This is a genomic window from Streptomyces sp. NPDC094448 (assembly GCF_044763775.1).
Taxonomy (GTDB): domain Bacteria; phylum Actinomycetota; class Actinomycetes; order Streptomycetales; family Streptomycetaceae; genus Streptomyces.
Genome location: NZ_JBIWGU010000017.1, coordinates 99784 through 123587 on the forward strand (window position 1 = coordinate 99784; position 23804 = coordinate 123587).

Genomic DNA, 23804 nt, shown 5'->3' on the forward strand with positions numbered 1-23804 from the left:
TACGGGCCCCGGCGGGGCCGGGTTCATCGTAGGCCGCGGGCGGATGCGGGTCGCGTCCGATCGGTGTGATCACACGGACGGCCGCCGGAGTCGGGCGGCGGAGCCCGCGGCGCGGCGCACGGCCCGCAGGCCCCACCGGCCCTGCGCGCCCCCGCGGCCCCTTCCGGCTCCGGCCGCGGCGTCCCGGAAGAGAGCGGCCCCGCGTACGTCAGGCCGCGGGCTGCCGCGCGCGCAGCTCCTCCCGGGCCTCCATCAGCGCGAATCCGAGCAGATTGAGCCCGCGCCAGCGCACGGGATCCGCCGCGCGCTCGTCGTCGGCCGTCAGCCCGATGCCCCAGATACGGTCCTTCGGGCTCGCCTCCACCAGCACCCGCTCCCCGGTGCCCAGCAGAAAGGCCCGCAACCCGGGGTGCTGGGCGAACTTGTGCACATTGCCGTCACGGACGATGCCGGAGCGTTCACGGCGCCACACCCCCTCGTCGAAACCGCGCACCAGCCCGCCGGCCCGCTTCGCCTCCGCGGGATGCGAGGCGTCCAGCGCCATCCGCTCGGCCTCCGGATCCCCGAACAGCCGGGCCTTCGACGCCATCATCCAATGTTCCGCGGTTGCGTAACGCACTCCGTCGACCACGAAGGGTGAGTGCGCCCATTGGCTGAGACAGCTCGCCGACACCTGCCCGTCGGGGCGCGGTACGGCACCCCAGAAGAACATGTACTTGACCTGCTCACCTGCTCTGACCTGCGCGATCAGCTTGTCCCTGTCCATGCACGCAAGTCTGCCGGACACCACGGACAGTGCGTAGCGGTATTACGCGCGGGACACGACACATGGTCGACCGATTCCGTCGCGTAATCAAAAGGCAACTACGGAATCCCTTGTTGGCGACGTATGGCTCTGTCAGGATCGGCACTCACCTCCCGCTTGTTCAACATTCGAGCGGTGATGGAGTGGACAACGGCGGACGGAGCGCGTGCAATTGCACGCCAGCGACATACGACGGTATTCACTCGACGGCATTCGGGCCGGGACTTACGGAGAGCGTCATGGGTAACCGATTCCAGGTGCTGGACCGCTTCGCGGACGGCGCGCAGTACATCGGCGGGCAGTGCGGGCCCGGCAGCTCAGGGCGTACCCAGCAGATCGTCGACCCGGCCAGCGGAGACACCGTCCACCGGTACGGGCTCGCCGGGCCCGCCGACGTCGACGCCGCCGTCGCCGCCGCGAGCGCCGCGCTGCCGGTCTGGGCGGGCGCGTCCCCCGCGGAGCGCTCCGACGCACTGCACCGTTTCGCCGCCGTCCTCACCGAGCGGGCGGGCGACTTCGCCCGGGTCGAGTCCCTCCAGTGCGGAAAGCCCATCAAACTCTGCACCGAGTTCGACGTGCCCGGCACCATCGACAACACGGCGTTCTTCGCGGGCGCCGCCCGGCACCTCCAGGGCCAGGCCGCCGGTGAGTACAGCGGTGACCACACCTCGTACGTCCGCCGGGAACCCATCGGGGTCATCGGCTCGATCGCCCCCTGGAACTATCCGCTCCAGATGGCCGCGTGGAAGATCCTCCCGGCGATCGCCGCGGGCAACACCGTGGTGCTCAAGCCCGCCGAGATCACCCCCCTGACCTCGTTGATGTTCGCCTGGGCCGCGACCGAAGCGGGTATTCCCCCGGGTGTCGTCAATGTGGTCTCCGGGTCCGGCCGCGACGCCGGTGAACATCTCGTCGGCCACCCGGACGTCGCCATGGTGTCCTTCACCGGCTCCACCGCCGTCGGCAGGCGGGTGGCCGAACTCGCCACCTCCTCCGTCAAACGGCTCCACCTCGAACTCGGCGGCAAGGCCCCGTTCGTCGTCTTCGACGACGCCGACCCCGAGGCCGCGATCCAGGGAGCCGTCGCCGGAGCCCTGATCAACTCCGGCCAGGACTGCACCGCCGCCACCCGGGTCTATGTCCAGCGCCCGCTGTACGAGCAGCTCCGCGAGGGCATCGCGGACACCATGGCCGGGGTCCGCCTCGGTGATCCCTTCGACCCCGCGACCGATCTCGGGCCCCTGGTCTCCCACATCCAGCGCGACCGCGTCGCGGGCTTCGTGGACCGTGCCCGCGCCTACGCCACCGTCGTCACGGGCGGCGAGGCACCCAAGAACGAGGGCGCCTACTATCTGCCGACGCTGATCGCCGACGCGCCGCAGAACAGCGAGATCGTCCAGTCCGAGATTTTCGGACCGGTGCTGGCGATCCTGCCCTTCGACTCCGACGACGAGGGCATCGCCCTCGCCAACGACACCCCTTACGGGCTCGCCGCCTCCGCCTGGACCCGCGATGTCTTCCGCGCGAACCGGGCCACCCGGGACCTCAGGGCGGGCTGCGTCTGGATCAACGACCATATCCCGATCATCAGCGAAATGCCGCACGGCGGCTTCGGCGCCTCCGGCTTCGGCAAGGACATGTCGTCGTACTCCTTCGAGGAGTACACCCAGGTCAAACACGTCATGTTCGACAACACGGCGGTTGCGGCGAAGGACTGGCACCGCACGGTCTTCGGGGACAGATAGCCGGGTTCCGAGCCCGGCTGACCCATGGGAAAGGGCACAGCGTATGAACCACCACGAGCCCGAGGGCCTGTCCGCCCCTCAACTGGCGGCGATACGGCGCACGCTCAGCAGCGGCCGGGGCGCCCTGACCCGGCGCTCGACGCTCCGGGCACTGGGCGCCGGAGTACTCACCGCAGGCGGCGCCGCCGCCCTCGGCGCCTGCGGTATCCCGCCCGCCAAACGGGAAGGCGGGGCGGAGGACACCGACGACCGCTCGGCGAAGGAGAAGACCGTCGTCTTCTCCAACTGGACCGAGTACATGGACATCGGCGACGACAAGAAGTCCCGGCCCACCCTCGACGCCTTCACCCGCCGCACCGGGATATCGGTCAAGTACACCGAGGACATCAACGACAACGTCGAGTTCTTCGGCAAGATCCAGCCGCAGCTCGCCGCAGGCCAGCCGACCGGCCGCGATCTGATCAGCGTCACCGACTGGCTGGCTGCCCGGATGATCCGGCTCGGCTGGGTGCAGAAGCTGGACCCCGCGCTGCTGCCCAACGCCTACGCCAACCTCTCCCCGCAGTTCCGCCGCCCCGACTGGGATCCGGGCCGGGCCCACTCGTACCCCTGGACCGGTATCTCCACCGTCATCGCCTACAACAACAAGGCGACCGGCGGGAAGAAGGTCGACTCGGTGAGCCAGCTCCTGGACGACCCGGCACTCAAGGGACGCGTCGGCTTCCTCACCGAGATGCGCGACACCATCGGCATGACCCTCCTCGACCTCGGCAAGAAACCCGGCAGCTTCACCGACGCCGACTTCGACGAGGCCGTCGGACGGCTCCAGAAGGGGGTCGACCGGAAGCAGATCCGGCGCTTCCACGGCAACGACTACACCGCCGACCTGTCCAAGGGCGATCTCGCCGCCTGCGTCGCCTGGGCCGGTGACGTCATCCAGCTCCAGGCCGACAACCCGGACATCCGGTTCTCCATCCCCGCGGCCGGCTACATCACCTCCACCGACAATCTGCTGGTCCCGGCGGGCGCCACCCACCGGGCCAACGCCACCCGGCTGATCGACTACTACTACGAACGCCCCGTGGCCGCCCGGCTCGCCGCCTACATCAACTACGTCTGCCCGGTGGAGGGCGTCGGCGAGGAGCTGGCGAAGATCGACCCGGCGCTGGCCGCGAACACCCTGATCGTCCCGGACAAGGCCATGGCGGCCAAGTCCCAGGCCTTCCGCTCCCTCAGCAGCGAGGAGGAGAAGGCGTACGAGGAGAAGTTCGCCAAGCTCATCGGCGCCTGACGCCCGCCGCCGCACCCGGGCGCCCCGGCTCCCGGGCCGACCGGCCCCGGCGCACCCCGGCCCGGCCGACGGCTCCCGGGCCCCGGCCCCGGCCGACGGCCCCCGGACCGCCGACGGCCCCGGCGAACACCCGGCCCCGAACCACCCGCTCTCCGACGACCCCTGGGACCGCGACCCATGACAGACACCACCGACACCACCGGCGGCGACGTCCGCCTGACGGGGATCAGCAAGGCGTACGGCTCCTTCACCGCCGTCCACCCGCTCGACCTGACCGTCCCGAACGGTTCCTTCTTCGCCCTCCTCGGCGCCTCCGGCTGCGGGAAGACCACCACCCTGCGGATGATCGCCGGACTGGAAGACCCCTCCACCGGCACCATCCGGCTCGGCGACCGGGACGTCACCGGCCTCCCGCCGCACAAGCGCCCGGTCAACACCGTCTTCCAGAGCTACGCCCTCTTCCCGCATCTGACGATCTTCGAGAACATCGCCTTCGGCCTCCGCCGCCGCGGGATCCGGTCGGTGCAGAAGCAGGTCGGCGAGATGCTGGAACTCGTCCAGCTCGGTGACTTCGCCGCCCGCAGACCGCATCAGCTCTCCGGCGGCCAGCAGCAGCGCGTCGCCGTCGCCCGCGCACTGATCAACCATCCCCGGGTGCTCCTCCTCGACGAACCGCTGGGCGCCCTCGACCTCAAACTCCGCCGCCAGATGCAGCTGGAGCTCAAACGCATCCAGACCGAGGTCGGGATCACCTTCATCCATGTCACCCACGACCAGGAGGAGGCCATGACCATGGCCGACACCGTCGCGGTGATGAACGGCGGCCGGGTCGAACAGCTGGGCGCCCCCGCCGAGCTGTACGAACTGCCGCGCACCACCTTCGTCGCCAACTTCCTCGGCAGCTCCAACCTGATCGAAGCGAAGGTCACCTCGACGGCGGGCGGCGAGATCGCCGTCACCGCCGGAGGAACGAAGCTGCGCCTGCCCGCCGACCGCTGCTCCGCCGCACCCACCGCGGGGGAGCGGCTGCTGGTCGGTGTGCGGCCCGAGAAGATGTCCCTGGTCCACGCCGACGACGCGGCCGGGATCGACGCTTCGCGGAATCGTTTCACCGGAACCATCCGGGCGGCCGGGTTCATCGGGGTCTCCACCCAGTACATCGTCGACAGCCCGGCGGGCGGCACCCTGGAGGTCTACGTCCAGAACCTCGAACACGACACCCGGCTCACCCCGGGCGCCGAGGTCGTCCTGCACTGGAACCCGGCCCATACCTTCGGGCTCGACCCGGACCGGGGCACCGACGAGGGCACCTCCCGCACCGTCGAGGCGGCGGAGGCCGCCGGATGAGCGCCACCACCGCACCCTCCGCAGCCGGGGCGCCGCCGGGAGACCCCGCCGCGGACCCGGGGCCCGTTGTCCACAAGCCGTCCGTACGCCGCCGGCTCGTCCCGTACTGGCTGCTGCTCCCCGGCATCCTCTGGCTGCTGGTCTTCTTCGCCCTGCCGCTGGTCTACCAGGCCTCCACCTCCGTCCAGACCGGCTCCCTCGAAGAGGGCTTCCGGGTCACCTGGCACTTCGCGACCTACTGGGACGCGTTCGGCGAGTACTGGCCGCACTTCGTGCGCTCCGTGCTCTACGCGGGCACCGCCACCCTGCTCTGTCTGCTGCTCGGCTACCCGCTCGCCTATCTGATCGCCTTCCGGGCGGGCCGCTGGCGCAATCTGCTGCTGGTCCTCGTCATCGCCCCGTTCTTCACCAGCTTCCTGATCCGCACCCTGGCGTGGAAGACGATCCTGGCCGACGGCGGCCCGGTCGTGGACGTCCTCGACACCGTCGGCTTCCTCGCCGTCACCGACTGGCTGGGGATGACCGACGGCTCCCGGGTCCTCGCCACCCCGCTCGCCGTCGTCACCGGTCTGACGTACAACTTCCTGCCGTTTATGATCCTGCCGCTCTACACCTCCCTGGAACGGATCGACACCCGGCTCCACGAGGCCGCCGGGGACCTCTATGCCACCCCCGCCACCACCTTCCGCAAGGTCACCTTCCCGCTGTCCCTGCCGGGCGTGGTCTCCGGAACCCTGCTCACCTTCATCCCCGCCAGCGGCGACTACATCAACGCCGAACTGCTCGGCTCCACCGACACCAAAATGGTCGGCAACGTCATCCAGTCGCAGTTCCTGAGGGTGCTCGACTACCCGACCGCGGCCGCGCTGTCGTTCCTGCTGATGGCCGTCGTGCTCATCATGGTCTCGGTCTACATCAGGCGGGCCGGAACGGAGGACCTGCTGTGACGACCCCCCGGAAGACGGGCGGCGGCCCCAGGGCGATCGGCGCCTGGCTGCGGCGGAACGCCGTGGTCCTCGCGGGCCTGGCCACCCTCGGCTATCTGATCCTGCCCAACGTCGTCGTGATGGTGTTCTCGTTCAACAAGCCCGCCGGGAAGTTCAACTACTCCTGGCGCGAGTTCTCCACCGACGCCTGGCAGGACCCGTGCGGCGTGGCCGGCCTCTGCGGTTCGCTCACCCTGTCGCTGCGGATCGCGTTCTTCGCCACCCTCGGCGCCACCGTCCTCGGCACGATGATCGCCTTCGCCCTGGTGCGCTACCGCTTCCGGGCCCGGGGCGCCGTCAACTCCCTGATCTTCCTGCCGATGGCGATGCCCGAGGTCGTCATGGCCGCGTCGCTCCTCACCCTCTTCCTCAACCTGGGGGCGGAGCTGGGACCGCTGACCGTCCTGATCGCCCACACCATGTTCGCCCTGAGCTTCGTGGTCGTCGCGGTCAAGGCCCGGGTGCTGTCGATGGACCCGAGACTGGAGGAGGCCGCCCGCGATCTCTACGCCGGGCCGGTGCAGACCTTCCTCCGGGTGACCCTGCCGATCGCCGCGCCCGGTATCGCGGCGGGCGCCCTGCTGGCCTTCGCGCTCTCCTTCGACGATTTCATCATCACCAACTTCAACTCCGGCAACACCGTGACCTTCCCCATGTTCGTCTGGGGATCGGCCCAGCGCGGTACGCCGGTCCAGATCAACGTCATCGGTACGGCCATGTTCGCCATCGCCGTACTGATCGTCGTCGTCGGCCAGTTCGTCGCCGGCCGGCGGCGTAAAACCGTCTGATGTTCCCTAAGGAGTGGAAACCATGGCCCCTGGTGCCATGACCGCAGTACCCCAGGCCGCCCCCGGCGACCGTGCCGCCACCGCGCGGGCGGCCCGGTCCCTGGCCGGCGCCCGGCCCGTCTCGTACTGGCTGGACGATCCGGCCCGGCCCGCCGCCCTCCCGGCGCTCACCGGCGACGAACAGTGCGATCTGCTGGTCGTCGGCGGCGGCTACAGCGGGCTGTGGACCGCGCTGATCGCCAAGGAGCGCGATCCGGAGTGGGACGTCGTCCTGATCGAAGGCCGGGAGACGGGCTGGGCCGCCTCCGGCCGCAACGGCGGCTTCTGCGCCGCCTCCCTCACCCATGGCCTCGGCAACGGAATCGCCCGCTGGCCGGGCGAGATCCACCGGCTGGAGGAGCTGGGCGCCCGCAACCTCGACGCCATCGAGGAGGCCGTCGGCAGATACGGCATCGACTGCGATTTCGAACGCACCGGCTCCATCGACGTCGCCACCGAGCCGTACCAGGTCGAGGAGTTGGAGCAGGCGTACGAGGAGGCGCGGCGGCACGGCATCGGCGGACTGGAACTGCTCGACGCGGCGGCGGTACGGGCCGAGGTCGACTCCCCGCTCTTCCTCGGCGGGCTGCGGGACCGCGACGGTACGGCGATGCTCCACCCGGCGAAGCTGGCATGGGGGCTGAAGCGGGCGTGCCTGGAGGCGGGTGTACGGATCTACGAGAACACCCCCGGCCTCCGGCTCGCCCCGGCCCGCTCCGGCCCCCGGATGGCGGTCCGCACCCCGTACGGCCGGATCTTCGCCCGGCGGATCGCCCTCGGCACCAACGTCTTCCCCTCGCTGGTCAAGCGGGTGCGCCCGTACACCGTCCCGGTCTACGACTACGCCCTGACCACCGAGCCCCTCACCGAGGAGCAACTCGCCTCGGTCGGCTGGCGCGGCCGCCAGGGGCTCGGTGACGCGGCCAACCAGTTCCACTACTTCCGGCTCACCGCCGACCACCGGATCCTGTGGGGCGGCTACGACGCGGTCTATCCGTACGGCGGCCGGATCAGCGCCGAGATGGACCACCGGCCGGAGACGTACCTCAGACTCGCCGAACACTTCTTCCAGTACTTCCCGCAGCTGGAGGGGGTCCGCTTCAGCCACGCCTGGGGCGGGGCCATCGACACCTGCTCGCGCTTCTCCGCGTTCTACGGCACGGCGCACGGCGGCCGGGTGGCGTACGCCGCCGGGTACACGGGCCTCGGGGTGGGGGCCACCCGCTTCGGCGCGGAGGTGATGCTCGACCTGCTCTCGGGGCGGCGGACCGAGCGGACCGGACTGGAGATGGTGCGCACGAAGCCGCTGCCGTTCCCGCCGGAGCCGGTGGCCTGGGCCGGGATCGGGCTCACCAAGTGGTCGCTGGCGCGGGCCGACGCCCGGGGCGGGCGGCGCAATCTCTGGCTGCGGACCATGGACCGGCTCGGACTCGGCTTCGACAGCTGACGGTACGGCCGCCGCCGAAGCCGATTCCGAGCCGGGTGACGCAGTTCACTACTGATTGGTAGCCAAAGTCGCGTCATAGCCGGGGCCCGTCCCCTTCTCCCTCGTGAAACAGCGTCCGCCCGGACGACGCAGACGAGAGGAAGGCGGCACGATGACCGATTCACGGGACAAAACGGCGGTGGAGTGGCTGGTGTCGGCGGCACCGGACCCCGAGGTCTGCCGCTGGGAGTGGGAGCGCAACCCGCTGGGAGTGGCGCTGCTGCCCGCGGGGCGGCGCTGGGACGTGCTGATCGTCCCCGGGGAGCTGGGCCGTCCGGCCCTCGACGTACTCGTCCGGCTGACGGACCGGCCGGGACCCGTACTCGCCGACTTCGGAGACGTCCGGATGGGGTTCTTCGTGCCCGCCGGGACCTCGGGGCGCTGGGTCGGCAGCGGAATGCGCGGCGCCGGCCGCGGAACGTGGATCGTCGTCCCGCACCCGGCACGGGGCACCGGCGGCGGGATGCGCTGGCTGGTACGGCCGGACGGTTCGGGCGCCCTCAACGATCCGGAGCTGCTCGAACTCGCGGTGGGCGAGGCGGCGTCGGCGCTCGCCCGGGGCGGGCGGGAGGCGGCGGAGGGGAAGCCGGGCCGGGTGCCGGGGCCGTCGGCGCCCGGGCAGGAGCGGGAAGAGAGGTGAGAAGGGGGGCGGGGCGGCGCGGCATGTGCGGGCCGGGCGGCCGCCCCGGGGTGCGGGTGCGGGTCCGGACGGGCGTGATCCCGGGGGCAGTCCTGAGCGGGTGCGGTCCCGAGTGGGTGCGGCCGCCCCGTACCGCTCCCCCTGCCGCCCCCTGATCGCGGGTCGACTTCGGGCCCTTCGTGCCGGAGGCCTTGACAAGACTATTGGTCTGGACCAAATTGGCCCTCCCTCGCCCCGCTTCCATCCCCCCACTCCTTGGAGGCAGTTGTGGTACGCGCACGCGTCGGAACCACCGGGAGCAGTCGCGCCAGACGCCGGGCCCGCACCAGGCTCGGCAGACTCCTCGCCGCCACCACGGCGGCCGCCCTCACCGTCACCGCCCTGGTCACCTCGGCGACCACGGCCCGCGCGGCCGACGCCGAACTCGCCGTCAACGGCGGCTTCGAGGCCGGACTCAGCAACTGGACCTGCTCCGCTAACACCGGGACCACCGTCGCCACCCCGGTCCGTACGGGCGCTGCCGCCCTCAAGGCCACCCCCGCGGGCTCCGACAACGCCCGGTGCAGCCAGACCGTCAACGTCCAGCCGGGCTCGCAGTATTCGCTCAGCGGCTGGGTCCAGGGCGGCTACGTCTACCTGGGTGTCACCGGCACCGGAACCACCGACGTATCCACCTGGACCCCCGCCGCGGCGAGCTGGCAGAAGCTCACCACCACCTTCCGCACCGGCCCGGCGACCACCTCCGTCACCCTCTACACCCACGGCTGGTACGGCACGCCCGCCTACCACGCCGACGACATCTCCCTCTTCGGCCCCTCCGGCGGGCCGGTCACGGTCCCCACCGCCCCGACCGGCCTGACCGCCGGATCGCCCGCCTCCACCTCCGTACCCCTGGCCTGGAACCCCGTCTCCGGAGCCACCGGCTACCACGTCTACCGGGGCGCCGACCGGGTCGCGTCCTCCGCTTCGGCCTCCGCCTACGTCACCGGGCTGACGCCCGCCACGACATACGACTTCGAGGTCACCGCCGTCAACAGCGCGGGTGAATCCCCGCGGTCGGCGGCCGTACGGGTGACCACCACCAGCGGCGGGGGCGGCGACGGCGGACTCCCGCCGCACGCGCTCGTCGGCTATCTGCACACCAGCTTCGCCAACGGCTCCGGCTACACCCGGATGGCCGACGTCCCCGACTCGTGGGACGTCATCAACCTCGCCTTCGGTGAGCCGACCTCCGTCACCTCCGGCGATATCCGCTTCAGCCTCTGCCCGGTGACCGAGTGCCCGAACGTGGAGTCCGTCGCCGATTTCAAGACCGCCGTCAAGGCGAAGCAGGCCGCGGGCAAGAAGGTCCTCATCTCCATCGGCGGCCAGAACGGCCAGGTGCAGCTCGGCTCCACCGCCGCCCGGGACGCCTTCGTCACCTCCGTCTCCCGGATCATCGACGAGTACGGCCTCGACGGCCTCGACATCGACTTCGAGGGCCACTCCCTCTCGCTGAACACCGGGGACACCGACTTCCGCGCCCCGACCACCCCCGTGATTGTCAATCTGATCTCGGCAGTCAAGACGCTGAAGGCGAGGTACGGCGCCAAGTTCGTGCTCACCATGGCGCCGGAGACCTTCTTCGTCCAGCTCGGCTACCAGTTCTACGGCTCCGGACCCTGGGGCGGCCAGGACCCGCGGGCCGGCTCGTACCTGCCGGTCATCCACGCCCTGCGCGACGACCTCACCCTGCTCCATGTCCAGCACTACAACTCGGGCCCGATCATGGGGCTCGACAACCAGTACCACACCATGGGCAACGCGGACTTCCACATCGCGATGAGCGACATGCTGCTCACCGGCTTCCCGGTGGCGGGGAACACCGCGCGGGTCTTCCCGCCGCTCCGGCCCGAACAGCTCGCCATCGGGATGCCCGCGTCCACCCAGGCGGGCAACGGACACACCCCGCCCGGCGAGGTCAACAAGGCCCTCGACTGCCTCACCAAGAGGGTCAACTGCGGCTCCTACCAGACCCACGGCACCTGGCCCGCGCTGCGCGGACTGATGTCCTGGTCGATCAACTGGGACCGCTTCAACCAGTTCGAGTTCTCCCGGAACTTCGACGCCTACCGCTGGAGCTGACCCCCTGAACGCGGCGGGTCGGCCGGTGGGTCGGCCGGCGGGAACAGCAGCAGGAGCAGCGCGCCGAACAGGCACCAGCTGCCGATGACGTCCAGCGGCCAGTGATAGCCGCGCAGCACCAGACCGATGCCCGTCGCCAGGGTCAGCAGCCCGGCGGCGGGCATCGCCACTGCCCGGGCCGCGGGCGGCAGCGCGGGGCGCAGCAGCAGGGCCGCGGCGCCGAAGGCGACGAGGGCGGTGGCCGCATGCCCGGAGGGGTAGTAGCCGGTCGACTCGGTCAGCGGCCCGGGACGGTCGAGGAGCGCCTTCAGCGGGACGACCAGGGCCGGTACGGCGGCGATCGCGAGGACGGCGCGGAGCATCGCGTACCCCTGCTCGCCGCGCGGCATCCCGTGCCTCCGGCCTCCGTGCGGTGCCGTGTGCCCGGGGGCGGCGGGGTGCGGGCGCCACGCGGTGTACAGCAGGGCCGCGGCGAGCACCGGCAGCGCGATCCCGAGGCTGCCGAGGTCGGCGAGGAGTTCGGTGAGCGGGCGCGGCCCGCGCCCGGCGACGGCCCGCGAGATCCGTTCGTCCAGCGAGCGCAGCGGCCCGCCGGCCGCGACCTGCCAGGTGACCACGGCGAAGAGCAGCAGCAGCGCCAGGGCGGCGGCGAGGCGCCGGGGCCGGGAGGCACCCGGGAGACCGGGGAGGCGCGGCAGCTGCGGCAGACGCGGAAAGGCCGGCTGCCTCGGAACAGGGGGGGTAGTTCCGAAACAGCCGGCCGGACCGGGCCGCCGCGCGCCCCGGGGGGTTTGGGGCGAGCGGCCATCCGATCGGTGAGGAGTCCCGGAACCGAGGGCTCCGGTGCCGTGCGCAGAGGCACGCGGGAAACGGTGCTGGGGATGCGCCGTTCCCGGGTCGCCCGCGGAGAACCGTGGGCGGGGTGTTTCTCTCATCCTGCAGAAACCGTACGGCAGTGGTCGGACGGGGGACAGGCGGATCGCGATCCCGCCACAGCTTCTTCACAGGCCCTGACGGTTGCGGTCCGCGGCGGGCGCGGCCGTGGCGAAGGCCCTGGCGAGCGGGGCTCGCCAGGGCCTTCAGCCGCTGGTCACGGGGCTGTCCGCCGGACGCCCACGGCCTGGGGCCGGGGCGGCCGGCCCATGACCGGCGGCCGTTCCGGGGCCGGTGGACCGGGTACCGACAGCGCATCGGGGCCGGCGGTCCGGGGCCGGCCGCTCAGAGCGCGGCGAACGCCTGCTCCAGAATGTCCAGGCCCTCGTTGAGCAGGTCCTCGCCGATCACCAGCGGCGGCAGGAAGCGCAGCACGTTCCCGTAGGTGCCGCAGGTCAGCACGAGCAGGCCCTCGGCGTGGCAGGCCTTGGCGAGCGCCCCGGCCTCCGCCGCGGCCGGCTCCTTGGTGGCGCGGTCCTTCACCAGCTCGATGGCGATCATCGCGCCGCGGCCCCGGATGTCACCGATGACCTCGTACTTCTCGGCCATCGCCGCGAGGCGGGCCTTCATGACCTCCTCGATACGCCGGGCCTTCGCGTTGAGGTCCAGCTCCTTCATCGTCTCGATGGAGCCGAGCGCGCCGGCGCAGGCGACCGGGTTACCGCCGTAGGTGCCGCCGAGGCCGCCCGCGTGCGCGGCGTCCATGATCTCGGCGCGGCCCGTCACGGCCGCCAGCGGCAGACCGCCCGCGATGCCCTTGGCGGTGGTGATCAGGTCCGGGACGATGCCCTCGTCCTCACAGGCGAACCACTGGCCGGTACGGCAGAAACCGGACTGGATCTCGTCGGCGACGAACACGATCCCGTTGTCCTCGGCGAACTGCGCGATGGCCGGCAGGAAGCCCTTGGCCGGCTCGATGAAACCACCCTCGCCCAGAACCGGCTCGATGATGATCGCGGCGACGTTCTCGGCGCCGATCTGCTTGCTGATCTGGTCGATGGCCTGGGCGGACGCCTCGGCACCGGCGTTCTCGGCACCGGTCGGCCAGCGGTAGCCGTAGGCCACCGGCACCCGGTAGACCTCGGGCGCGAACGGGCCGAAGCCCTGCTTGTACGGCATGTTCTTGGCCGTCAGCGCCATGGTGAGGTTGGTGCGGCCGTGGTAGCCGTGGTCGAAGACCACGACCGCCTGGCGCTTGGTGTAGGCGCGGGCGATCTTCACCGCGTTCTCGACGGCTTCGGCGCCGGAGTTGAACAGCGCGGACTTCTTGGCGTGGTCACCCGGGGTCAGCTCGGCGAGCGCCTCCGCGACCTCCACATAGCCCTCGTACGGGGTCACCATGAAACAGGTGTGGGTGAAGTCGGCCAGCTGGGCGGAGGCCCGGCGCACCACGGCCTCGGCGCTGGCGCCGACGCTGGTCACGGCGATGCCGGAGCCGAAGTCGATCAGCCGGTTCCCGTCGACGTCCTCGATGATCCCGCCACCCGCACGGGCCGTGAACACCGGCAGCACGGAACCCACACCGGCGGCGACCGCGGCGGTCCTGCGGGCCTGGAGCTCGACCGACTTCGGGCCGGGGATGGCGGTGACGACGCGGCGCTCCTGCGGAATCGCAGTCATGAGGGGCTCCTGGGGGTGCTCGGGAGTGGGGGTGCTCGGCGGTACTGCTCAGCGGTTCTGCCGGCTTGTGCTGAATCGTTCTGATCGGAATCGTTCGGACTCGTCATGCGCAGGTTAGGGCCGGGGGAGGGGGGTGGGCATGCGCCGTTCGGGAGTGTTGGCGGCGGTCCCCTTGTCCGCGCCGGACATAGCGGTGCCGGGCGGGGCGGTGAGGCGGCGGAGGGCCTCCGGTACGGGGGCGGACACTCGTGCCCGGGACTCGCCCCGGACCTGCGGTGGATACGCGGAGGGCGTCCGGGTGGGGCGGATCGGTGAACTCCCCGCCCCGGGGCACTAGATTGGGCCCGCACAGCGGCGGGCCTGGCTGGTCAGGGGGCAGCGGTTCATGGACAGGGATTCCTCGGGTACCTCGGGTGCTCACGACGCGTACGGAACGCCGGGAGGGTACGGCGCGCACGGCGCGGGTTCACGCCCCGTGCCGCTGCCGCCGCCGATGCCCGCACAGCCCCCGGCACCCGGCCCGGCGGAGGACCGGGCCCGTCCCGCAGTCCCCCGCCCCGCCGTCCCCGCCGTTCCCGGGCATGCCCCGGTCACCCGCCCGGCCGTCGCCGACTGGCTGCGCACCCCCCGCCCCCCGGCGGCCCCCGGCATCTGGCGCCCGGGCCATGTCCCCCGCCCGGACGAGGCCCCCGACCTGGTCCCCGGCCGCCAGCTCTTCAGCGGGGCACTGATCGCGTTCCTGGTGGGGTGGCTGCTGTGGTCGCTGCTGTGGAACGGGTTCCTGGAGGGGTGGTGGATCTTCATCACCGACTGGTGGGAGCTGCCGATGGAGTGGCTCGTACCGGACGCGTGGACCACCCCCGGGCACGGCAGCTTCGATCTGTACGTCGCGATCACCTACCTCTACTACGGTCTGGTGATCGGGGGTCTTTCCGTCGGCATGGGCAGGGTCGGCAACTGGGCCGAGGTGTGGCGGCGGTACGGCGTACCGCTCTGGCCGCTCTTCTTCGTGGTGCAGGGCGTATGGCGGGAAATGCCCCGGGTGAGCTGGCTCACCTGGGTCTCCAACCTCTACTACGTACTCCTCGTGGTGACGGTGATCGCCGTCGTCGGGCGGATCGGCACCTGGCCCGCCGTCCGCCGCAGGCTGGACGGCAGCCCGCAGGAGCCCTCGGCCGCTGAACCCCGCCACGACCCCACCACCTGGCCGGAACTCCGCGCCGCCGGACTCGTCGACGCCGCCGACAGCCTTACCCGGGCGGTCCACAGCGGCACCCTCGGTGATGTCGACTACGCGCGGATCCGCCGCGCCTGGCAAGGAGTGAGCGCCCGGCCCGACCGGCTCGCGGCCTTCACCGGCACCGTCCGCGACCACGGACCGGCCGCCTGCGCGCACCCCTCCGGCGTACGGGACCTCCCGGTCCGCAGCGCCCTGCACGACCTCGCCACCGGTCAGGTGCGGATCGGCACGGCGGTCGACAGCGAGCGCAATCCCTACCCCCGCCGGACCACCGGCGTCGCCCTCGACCCCGCCCTCCTGGGCACCTCCCTGCTCGCCGTCGGCCCCTCCGGCTCCGGGAAGAGCGTCCGGCTGATGCGTCCGGTCGTCGAGTCGCTCTGCCTGCACGCCCTCGCCAACCGCGCGGCCGTCGTCGCCGTGACCGCGTACGGCTCCGGGCTCGCCCCGGACGACGCCTTCGACCTGGTGGTCGCCGTCGGCCGCCCCGGGGCGACCCACGACCTCGACCTGTACGGCGGCTCCGACGATCCCGACGAGGCGGCCCGTACCCTCGCCGAGGCACTCGTGGGCGATCTCGCCGCCACCCTCCCCGGCGGCGACGGCAGGCGGGCGGCGACCGCGCTGGCCCAGCTGATCGGCCCGTACCGCAGTGTCCACGGCCGTTTTCCGGCCGTCCCGGAGCTCCGGGAGCTGCTGAGCGGCTCACCCGCCGCGTCCGGCGCCCTGCGGACGGCCCTGGAGGCACGGGGCGGCCCCGAGGCCGCGGCCCAGCTGCGGGAGCTGGACGCCCGGGAGCGCCAGTCGGCGCGCGCCGACGACATCGGCGTGCTCCTCGCCGAGCGGATCGCGTTCCTGGACCGGCCCGCGTTCGCCGGCTCGTTCCGTACCGACGGCAGCGGACGCCAGTTCTCGCTGCGCGCCGTCGAGCATCCGCTGCGGGTCCGGATCGACCTGCCCGAGCGCGGCCACGCCGAAGCGTCCCGGATCGTGGCCCGGCTGGTGCTCGCCCAGTTCACGGAGGCGGCGCCGGCCCGGTCCGACCGGTCCCTGTTCGCCGCGCTGGTCCTGGACGACGCCGCGTACACCGTCACCGCCGACTCCGTCCGGGCCGTCCAGCGGCTGCGCTCCGCCAACGCCGGGGTCGTGCTCGCGCTGCGCACCCTGGAGGACGTCCCGGAGCCGCTGCGCGGGCCGCTGCTCGGCGCGGTGGGCTGCCGGATGGTGTTCTCCGGGCTCGCGCCCTGGGACGGCAACCGGTTCGCCGAGGCCTGGGGCACCGAGTGGGTGCAGACCCGGGACGTCACCAACCGGCAGATCATCTCCGACGAGCCGCTGACCAAGGCCCTGCACATGATGCGCCGCCTGGTCACCGGGCGGGCGGCGACCGCGGAGGCGGTCACCGTCCGCGAGGTGGAGCGGGCCCGCTGGTCCGCCTCCGATCTGGCGCACAAGGTTCCCGCCGGGCACGCCGTGCTCTCCCTGACGACGGTCGGGGGCGACCACACGCCGCCGCTGCTGGTGGACCTCAGGACCTGATACCGCCGCGGCACCCCGGCAGGCGGCCCCGGGAACCGCCTGCCCGCCACCGCCCGGCCGCCCCGCCCCGGGCTGCCGTACTGCTACGACCTGGCAGAATCGGAGCAGGCCGTTCATACGCGACGGCGCAATGCCTGCTCCCCGCGCCGCCGCACCCCGTCCGGCGCCCCCTCCCCGAAGGGCCCACGGTCCCATGCCCCTCACGCTCGCCGCGCTGGTCCAGCACTCCTCGCTCAGACTCACCGTCCGGGCGGGCGAGGGCGAGCTGGACCGGGAGGTGCGGTGGGCGCACGTCAGCGAGCTGGCCGACCCCGTGCCGTATCTGGAGGGCGGGGAGCTGCTGCTCGTCACCGCGATCAGGCTCGACGTGCACGACCCGGAAGCCATGCGGCGCTATGTCCGGCGGCTGACGGACGCCGGCGTCGTCGGGCTCGGATTCGCGGTCGGTGTCCACCACGACGCCGTACCGGACGCGCTGCTGGAAGCGGCCCGGGAGGCGGACTTCCCGCTCCTCGAAGTGCCCCGGAAAACGCCGTTCCTCGCCATCGTCAAGGTGGTCTCGGCGGCCATCGCGGCCGATCAGTACCGTGCGGTGACGGCGGGCTTCGCGGCCCAGCGGGAACTGACCCGGGCCGCGCTCGCGGGCGGCCCCGGTGCGGTCCTCGCCCGGCTCGCCGGATACGTCGACGGCTGGGCGGCGCTCTACGACACCTCCGGCGCCGTCGTCGCCGCCGCACCCGACTGGGCGGCCCGGCGGGCAGCCCTGCACTCCGCCGACGCCGAACGGCTCCGGGAGCGCCCCGCGCCCGCCAGCGTCGTCGTCGCCGACACCGGCACCGGGAACGACCGCGTCGAACTCCAGTCCCTGGGCACCGGGCGCCGGGTCCGGGGCGTGCTGGCGGTGGGCACCGGCGTACCCCTCGGTACGGCCGAGCGGTACGCGGTCCACGCCGCCATCGCCCTCCTCACCCTCGCCACGGAACGCTCCCGCTCCCTCCGGCACGCCGAACGGCGGATCGGCGCGGCCGTGCTGCGGATGCTGCTGGCCGGGCACCCGGACGATGCCCGCACGGTCGCCGGGGACCTGTACGACACCCTCCTCGACGCCCCCTTCCGGGTACTGGTCGCCGAACCCGCCGACCCCGCGGCGCCGGACGCCGGCGAGATCCTCGGGAACCTGGCCGAGTCGCTGGAGTCCGCCGCATCCCGGGCGGGCGAGCCCGTCATCGCGGTACGGGAACCGGCCGGCCGGCTGGTGGCCCTGGCGGCCGACGGGGGAGCGGTCCTGGAGTCCTGCGCCGGCCCGCAACCGGAACAGCCCGCGCAGGCCGTGCAGGTCGGGTCTTCCCCCGGCGGCGGGGGAGAGCCGCCGCTGCACCTCGGACTCTCCGCGGCCACCCCGCCCGGTCCGGGCCCCGCCGCCGCACCCGCCGCCCTCCGCCAGGCCGAACAGGCGCTGTCCGTGGCCCGGCGCCGGGGCCGGGCCGTGGTCGAGCACAGTGAGCTGGTCGCGGGCTCGGTCCTGCCCCTCCTCGCGGACGATGCGGTACGGGCCTTCGCCGACGGGCTGCTGCGGCCTCTGTACGAGCACGATGCCACCGGACGCGGCGATCTCGTCGCGTCCCTGAGGGCTTGGCTCTCCCGACACGGACAGTGGGACGCGGCGGCGGCGGACCTCGGAGTGCACCGCCATACGCTCCGCTACCGGATGCGGCGCGTGGAGGAGATCCTCGGCCGCTCCCTGGACGATCCGGATGTCCGGATGGAGCTGTGGCTGGCCCTGAAGACGACGGAACCCCCGCCCCGCGCCTGACGCGGCTCCCGGGCCGCCACGAACGCCCCTCTCCGGCATCCGAGCTCCGGCCCCGGCTTCCGGAAGCCCCGGCGCCAACATCCCCGGCGCCAACATTCCCGGCTTCCGCACCCGGCTTCCGCACCCCGGCCTGTGACTTGCCGGCCTGCGACTCGCAGGCCCGTGGCACCTCGGCCCGTGGCACCCCGGCCCGTGACAGCGCCCCGCCTCCGAAAGAGCCGCGCCGCCCGCCTCCGGCCGACCCCGCAGCGGCCCCCGGACCTCGGCCGGGCCCGCAGCTCCCTGGTTTCTGCCCGATGACGGGCAGAACTCTTGGCAGCAGCCGCTGTCAGTACCTAAAGTCCTCGTCGTTGCTGACGTTCGGTCCGCTCGGGACCGCTCCGTCGCCCTCCCCTCCGTTCCCGGACGCCCGGCCGCCCCGGATACGTCCGAGCGCCCCGTGAAGGACCTCGATGACCCGACCCGCCCCCGCCGTGGGCCTGCCCGCCGCCGGTACCGAACCGGTTCTCCCCACGGGTACCGCCCCCGCGGGCACCACCCCCACCGGACGCCGGATCACCGGCGCCGTCTGGGGCGCCCTCGCCATCGTGTACGTCGTCTGGGGCTCGACCTACCTCGGCATAGCCGTCGCCGTCGAGACCCTGCCGCCGTTCCTCTCGGCCGGGGCCAGGTTCGCGCTCGCCGGACTGCTCCTCGGGGCGATCGTCGCCTGGCGGCAGGGCCCCGCCGCCCTGAAGGTCACCCGGGCGCAGCTCGGTTCCGCCGTCCTCGTCGGCCTGCTGCTCCTCCTCGGCGGCAACAGTCTCGTCGTCCTCGCCGAGACCGCCATCCCCTCCGGGCTCGCGGCGCTCCTCGTCGCCATCGTGCCCGCCTGGGTCGTCGTGCTCCGGCGCGCGTCCGGCGAGCGGCCGGGCGGCCGCGCGTACACCGGTGTCGCCATCGGCCTCGCCGGGCTCGCGGTCCTCACCCTGCCCGGTCTCAGCGGCGACGTCCGGCTCTGGGGCGTACTGATCGTGATCGCGGCCACCGTGAGCTGGTCCGTGGGGTCCTTCTTCTCCTCCCGGATCCCGATGCCGGGCAATCCCTTCACCGCCAGTGCTTACGAGATGGTCGCGGGCGGCATCGGCTGCGCCCTGGTGGGGCTCGGCCGCGGCGAGCACCTCGGGTTCTCGGTCGCCGAGGTGTCCACCCGTTCCTGGCTGGCCCTCGCCTATCTGGTGGTCTTCGGCTCCCTGGTGGCGTTCACCGCCTACGCCTGGCTGCTGCACTCCGCGCCGCTGTCACTGGTCGCCACCTACGCGTATGTGAACCCGGTCGTCGCGGTCTTCCTCGGCGCCGTGTTCCTCAGCGAGCCCGTCACCTGGCCGATCCTCCTCGGCGGCGGGATCGTGGTCGCCGCGGTCTGTCTCATCGTGAGCACCGAACGCCGCCGCTGACCCGCGCCCCGGCCATCTGACCCGCGCCCCGGCCATCTGACCCGCGCCCCGGCCCGCTGACCCGCGCCCCGGCCCGGAGACCCCGCCCCGGCCCGGAGACCCCGCCCCGGCCCGGGGCCCCGCACCGCCCCGTACCCTCCCTGCCGCGCCAAAGCGTCAGGTCCCCGGAGCCGACCACTCCACCCCGGACAAACGACCCCGCGGCCTCCCGCACCTACCGTGGGACCGCACACCCCCAACTCCTACCTCGGAAGGGCCGGGACATGACCTCCACCCACGCCTTCTGGCTCGCCGGCCGCCAGGCCACCGGTGAGACCTCGTTCGACGTCACCAACTCGTGGGACGGACGGCTCGTCGGCACGGTCTCCGTACCGACCGAGGAGCAGGTCGAGGAGGCCGTCGCCGCCGCCTACGCCGTACGGGACGAATTCGCGGCGACTCCCGCCCATGTCCGGGCCGCCGCCCTCGACCACGTCTCGCGCCGGCTCGCCGAGCGCACCGAGGAGATCGCGCAGCTCATCTCCGCCGAGAACGGAAAGCCCATCAAGTGGGCCCGCGGCGAGGTCGGCCGGGCCGTGTCCGTGTTCCGGTTCGCCGCCGAGGAGGCCCGCCGCTTCAACGGAGGCGACGCGCAGCGGCTGGACACCGACGCCGGAGGCACCGGCCGGCTCGCGCTCACCCGCCGGGTGCCGCGCGGCGTCGTCCTCGGCATCGCGCCGTTCAACTTCCCGCTGAACCTCAGCGCCCACAAGGTCGCCCCGGCCATCGCCGTCGGCGCGCCGATCATCCTCAAGCCCGCCCCGGCGACCCCGATCTCCTCGCTGGTCCTGGGCGAGCTGCTGGCCGAGACCGACCTCCCGGCCGGTTCCTGGTCCGTGCTGACCGTCCCCAACGAGCGGATGCCCGCCCTGGTCCAGGACGAGCGGCTGCCGGTGATCTCCTTCACCGGCTCCGGCCCGGTCGGGTACGCGATCATGGACTCGGTGCCGCGTAAGCACACCACCCTGGAGCTGGGCGGCAACGGCGCCGCCGTCGTCCTCGCCGACTGGTCCTCCGAGGCCGATCTGGACTGGGCCGCGAGCCGGATCGCGACCTTCTCCAACTACCAGGGCGGCCAGTCCTGCATCTCCGTCCAGCGGGTGATCGCCGACGCCTCTGTCTACGACCGGCTGCTGCCGAAGATCGTCGCGGCCGTCGAGGCCCAGGTCACCGGCGACCCGTCGGACGCCGCCACCGATGTCGGCCCGCTGGTCAGCGAGGACGCCGCCCGCCGGGTGGAGTCCTGGGTCGACGAGGCCGTCGCCGCGGGCGCCGTCCTGCTGGCGGGCGGCAAGCGCGACGGCGCCACCTACGCGCCGACCGTGCTCGCCGAGGTTCCGGCCGGGACCACGATCTCCTGCGAGGAGGTCTTCGGCCCGGTGCTCACCGTCACCCGGGTGGACGGCGAGGACGCCGCCTTCGCGGCCGTCAACGACTCCAAGTACGGCCTCCAGGCGGGCGTCTTCACCCATGACGTCCAAACCGCGTTCCGCGCCCACCGGGCCCTGGAGGTCGGCGGCGTGATCGTCGGCGACGTACCCTCCTACCGTGCGGACCAGATGCCGTACGGCGGCGCCAAGCAGTCCGGCGTCGGCCGTGAGGGGGTCGCGTACGCGATGGACGACTACACCTACGAGCGCGTGCTGGTCCTCACCGGTCTGGCCCTCTGAGGCCCGCTCCCTTCAGGCCCGGCGGCCGGAGCCCTGCTGTGCGGGGGCTCCGGCCGCCGTGTTTCCCGGGTGCGGACGCCGGCCCGGCCGCCCCCGGTGCCGGGCCGTGCGGGAACCCGTCCCCCGCGGCCGGAGTCGCCCGGGAATCCGTCCCCCGACCGGATCCGGCGGGATGGTGTACCCGCCGGAGATCGGGTAGGACGAAAGGTGTACGAGGGAGTACGAGGCAGTAGCACCGGCCGGTAGCGAGCCCGCGCCCGCCCGGCCGCAACCCGACGACGCCCGCACCACGACACCGCGGCGAGGTGGACCTCATGACCGCACCACTGGAGAAGGACCGGCCCCCCAGGGTCACCGAGCGGGAGGCCCGGCAGGTCGCCGAGGCCGCCCGCGAACAGGACTGGCGCAAGCCGAGCTTCGCCAAGGAGCTGTTCCTCGGACGGTTCCGGCTCGACCTGATCCACCCGCACCCCCTCCCCGCGGGCGAGGACGTACGGCGCGGCGAGGAGTTCCTCTCCCGGCTCCGGGCCTTCTGCGAATCCTCGGTCGACGGCGCGCTGATCGAACGGGAGGACCGGATCCCCGACGAGATGATCGACGGGCTGCGGAAGCTCGGCGCGCTCGGCATGAAGATCGACCCCAAGTACGGGGGCCTCGGCCTCACCCAGGTCTACTACAACAAGGCACTCGCCCTCGCCGGCTCCGCCAGCCCCGCGATCGGCGCCCTGCTCTCCGCGCACCAGTCCATCGGCGTACCGCAGCCGCTGAAGCTCTTCGGCACCCAGGAGCAGAAGGACGCCTTCCTGCCCCGGCTGGCCCGCCACGACATCTCCGCCTTCCTGCTCACCGAGCCGGACGTGGGCTCCGACCCGGCCCGGCTGGCCACCACGGCCCTGCCGGACGGCGACGCGTACGTCCTCGACGGGGTGAAGCTGTGGACGACCAACGGCGTCGTCGCCGACCTCCTGGTGGTGATGGCCCGGGTGCCGAAGTCGGACGACCACCCCGGCGGGATCACCGCCTTCGTCGTCGAGGCGAACAGCGAAGGCATCACGGTCGAGAACCGCAACTCCTTCATGGGGCTGCGCGGTCTGGAGAACGGCGTCACCCGCTTCCACCGGGTCCGGGTCCCGGCGGCCAACCGGATCGGCCCCGAGGGAGCCGGCCTGAAGATCGCCCTCACCACCCTCAACACCGGCCGGCTCTCCCTCCCCGCGATGTGCGTCGGCGCGGGGAAGTGGTGTCTGAAGATCGCCCGCGAATGGTCGGAGGTCCGTGAGCAGTGGGGCCGGCCGGTCGCCCGCCACGAGGCCGTCGGCGCGAAGATCTCCTTCATCGCGGCCACCACCTTCGCCCTCGAAGCCGTCGTCGACCTGGCCTCCCAGCTGGCCGACGAGGACCGCAACGACATTCGCATCGAAGCCGCCCTCGCCAAGCTGTACGGCTCCGAAATGGCCTGCCTGATCGCCGACGAACTGGTCCAGATCCGCGGCGGCCGCGGCTTCGAGACCGCCGCATCGCTGGCCGCCCGCGGCGAACGGGCCGTCGCCGCCGAACAGCTGCTGCGCGATCTGCGGATCAACCGTATTTTCGAGGGCTCCACGGAGATCATGCATCTGCTGATCGCCCGCGAGGCCGTCGACGCCCACCTCAAGGTCGCGGGCGGGCTCATCGACCCCGACACCTCCCTGGGCGACAAGGCGAAGGCGGGCGCCCAGGCGGGGGCCTTCTACGCCCGCTGGCTGCCGCAGCTCGTCACCGGCCCGGGGCGGCTCCCCACCTCGTACCAGGAATTCCACCCCGACGGCCACCCCGATCTGGGCACCCATCTGCGCTACGCGGAACGTGCCTCGCGCCGGCTCGCCCGCGCCACCTTCCTCGGCATGGCCCGCTGGCAGGGCCGGATGGAGACCAAACAGGGCTTCCTCGGCCGGATCGTCGACATCGGCGCCGAGCTGTTCGCGATGAGCGCCGCCTGTGTCCGCGCGGAGCTGCTGCGCGGCGGCGGGGACGGCCACGGCCGGGAGGCGTACCAGCTGGCCGACGCGTTCTGCCGGCAGTCCAGACTGCGGGTGGAGGAGCTGTTCGGACGGCTCTGGAAGAACACCGACGATATCGACCGCAAGGTCGTCGGCAGGGTGCTGGCCGGTGCGTACACCTGGCTGGAGGAGGGCGTGATCGACCCCAGCGGCGACGCCCCGTGGATCGCCGACGCCACCCCCGGACCCTCCCGCCGCGAGAACGTCCACCGCCCGATCCCCTGACG

At 72.5% G+C, this 23804-nt stretch carries 16 protein-coding genes; 13 read left to right on the forward strand and 3 right to left on the reverse strand.

From position 1 onward, the window contains the following. Nucleotides 1–208: 208 nt before the first annotated feature. A complete protein-coding gene (locus ACIQ9E_RS28125; protein WP_403711711.1) occupies nt 209–766 on the reverse strand; it encodes an NADAR family protein in 558 nt (185 codons plus the stop codon). A 278-nt stretch (nt 767–1044) separates the two neighbouring features. Between ACIQ9E_RS28125 and ACIQ9E_RS28130 the strand changes: the two genes are divergently transcribed. The 8 genes from ACIQ9E_RS28130 (at nt 1045) to ACIQ9E_RS28165 (ending at nt 11251) form a co-directional block, all read left to right on the forward strand. Then, entirely contained in the window at nt 1045–2550 is a 1506-nt protein-coding gene (locus tag ACIQ9E_RS28130; RefSeq protein ID WP_403711713.1) for a gamma-aminobutyraldehyde dehydrogenase, read from the forward strand. A gap of 43 nt (nt 2551–2593) precedes the next feature. Beyond that, on the forward strand, nt 2594–3841 hold the full coding sequence (locus ACIQ9E_RS28135) for a spermidine/putrescine ABC transporter substrate-binding protein (RefSeq protein ID WP_403711715.1): 1248 nt from the start codon (nt 2594–2596) through the stop codon (nt 3839–3841). Between the two features lie 177 nt (nt 3842–4018). Continuing rightward, nucleotides 4019–5188, forward strand: coding sequence for an ABC transporter ATP-binding protein (locus ACIQ9E_RS28140; protein ID WP_403711717.1), 1170 nt, complete (start codon nt 4019–4021; stop codon nt 5186–5188). After that, on the forward strand, nt 5185–6135 hold the full coding sequence (locus ACIQ9E_RS28145; protein ID WP_403711719.1) for an ABC transporter permease: 951 nt from the start codon (nt 5185–5187) through the stop codon (nt 6133–6135). The genes ACIQ9E_RS28140 and ACIQ9E_RS28145 overlap by 4 nt, the downstream gene beginning before the upstream one ends. Then, nucleotides 6132–6962: an ABC transporter permease gene (locus ACIQ9E_RS28150; protein ID WP_403711721.1), complete on the forward strand. Its 831-nt coding sequence runs from the start codon at nt 6132–6134 to the stop codon at nt 6960–6962. The genes ACIQ9E_RS28145 and ACIQ9E_RS28150 overlap by 4 nt, the downstream gene beginning before the upstream one ends. A 37-nt stretch (nt 6963–6999) precedes the next feature. Further along, nucleotides 7000–8448, forward strand: coding sequence for an NAD(P)/FAD-dependent oxidoreductase (locus tag ACIQ9E_RS28155; RefSeq protein WP_403711723.1), 1449 nt, complete (start codon nt 7000–7002; stop codon nt 8446–8448). 151 nt (nt 8449–8599) lie between these two features. Continuing rightward, nucleotides 8600–9127, forward strand: a complete 528-nt coding sequence (locus ACIQ9E_RS28160; protein ID WP_403711725.1) for a hypothetical protein — start codon at nt 8600–8602, stop codon at nt 9125–9127. 267 nt (nt 9128–9394) lie between these two features. Next, on the forward strand, nt 9395–11251 hold the full coding sequence (locus tag ACIQ9E_RS28165) for a chitinase (protein ID WP_403711727.1): 1857 nt from the start codon (nt 9395–9397) through the stop codon (nt 11249–11251). On the opposite strand, the gene ACIQ9E_RS28170 is transcribed toward ACIQ9E_RS28165, so the two are convergent. Together ACIQ9E_RS28170 and gabT are read right to left on the reverse strand one after the other, a co-directional pair. Further along, nucleotides 11236–11868: a phosphatase PAP2 family protein gene (locus ACIQ9E_RS28170; RefSeq protein WP_403711729.1), complete on the reverse strand. Its 633-nt coding sequence runs from the start codon at nt 11866–11868 to the stop codon at nt 11236–11238. The two genes, ACIQ9E_RS28165 and ACIQ9E_RS28170, sit on opposite strands and share 16 nt — an antisense overlap. A gap of 601 nt (nt 11869–12469) precedes the next feature. Further along, nucleotides 12470–13804 (reverse strand): 4-aminobutyrate--2-oxoglutarate transaminase, encoded by a 1335-nt coding sequence (gene gabT / locus ACIQ9E_RS28175; RefSeq protein ID WP_403711731.1) that lies wholly within the window; start codon nt 13802–13804, stop codon nt 12470–12472. Between the two features lie 493 nt (nt 13805–14297). Here gabT and ACIQ9E_RS28180 point away from each other — a divergent pair, with 493 nt between their 5' ends. The 5 genes from ACIQ9E_RS28180 to ACIQ9E_RS28200 all read left to right on the forward strand — a co-directional run bounded on the left by ACIQ9E_RS28180 (nt 14298) and on the right by ACIQ9E_RS28200 (nt 23802). Beyond that, nucleotides 14298–16580 (forward strand): ATP/GTP-binding protein, encoded by a 2283-nt coding sequence (locus ACIQ9E_RS28180; RefSeq protein ID WP_403711733.1) that lies wholly within the window; start codon nt 14298–14300, stop codon nt 16578–16580. Nucleotides 16581–16773: 193 nt separating this feature from the next. Continuing rightward, nucleotides 16774–18393 (forward strand): PucR family transcriptional regulator, encoded by a 1620-nt coding sequence (locus ACIQ9E_RS28185; protein WP_403711735.1) that lies wholly within the window; start codon nt 16774–16776, stop codon nt 18391–18393. 452 nt (nt 18394–18845) lie between these two features. Then, nucleotides 18846–19829, forward strand: a complete 984-nt coding sequence (locus ACIQ9E_RS28190; RefSeq protein ID WP_403711737.1) for an EamA family transporter — start codon at nt 18846–18848, stop codon at nt 19827–19829. A 263-nt stretch (nt 19830–20092) separates the two neighbouring features. Then, entirely contained in the window at nt 20093–21538 is a 1446-nt protein-coding gene (locus tag ACIQ9E_RS28195) for an aldehyde dehydrogenase family protein (protein ID WP_403711739.1), read from the forward strand. A 314-nt stretch (nt 21539–21852) separates the two neighbouring features. Then, nucleotides 21853–23802, forward strand: a complete 1950-nt coding sequence (locus ACIQ9E_RS28200) for an acyl-CoA dehydrogenase family protein (protein WP_403711741.1) — start codon at nt 21853–21855, stop codon at nt 23800–23802. Nucleotides 23803–23804: the final 2 nt, after the last annotated feature.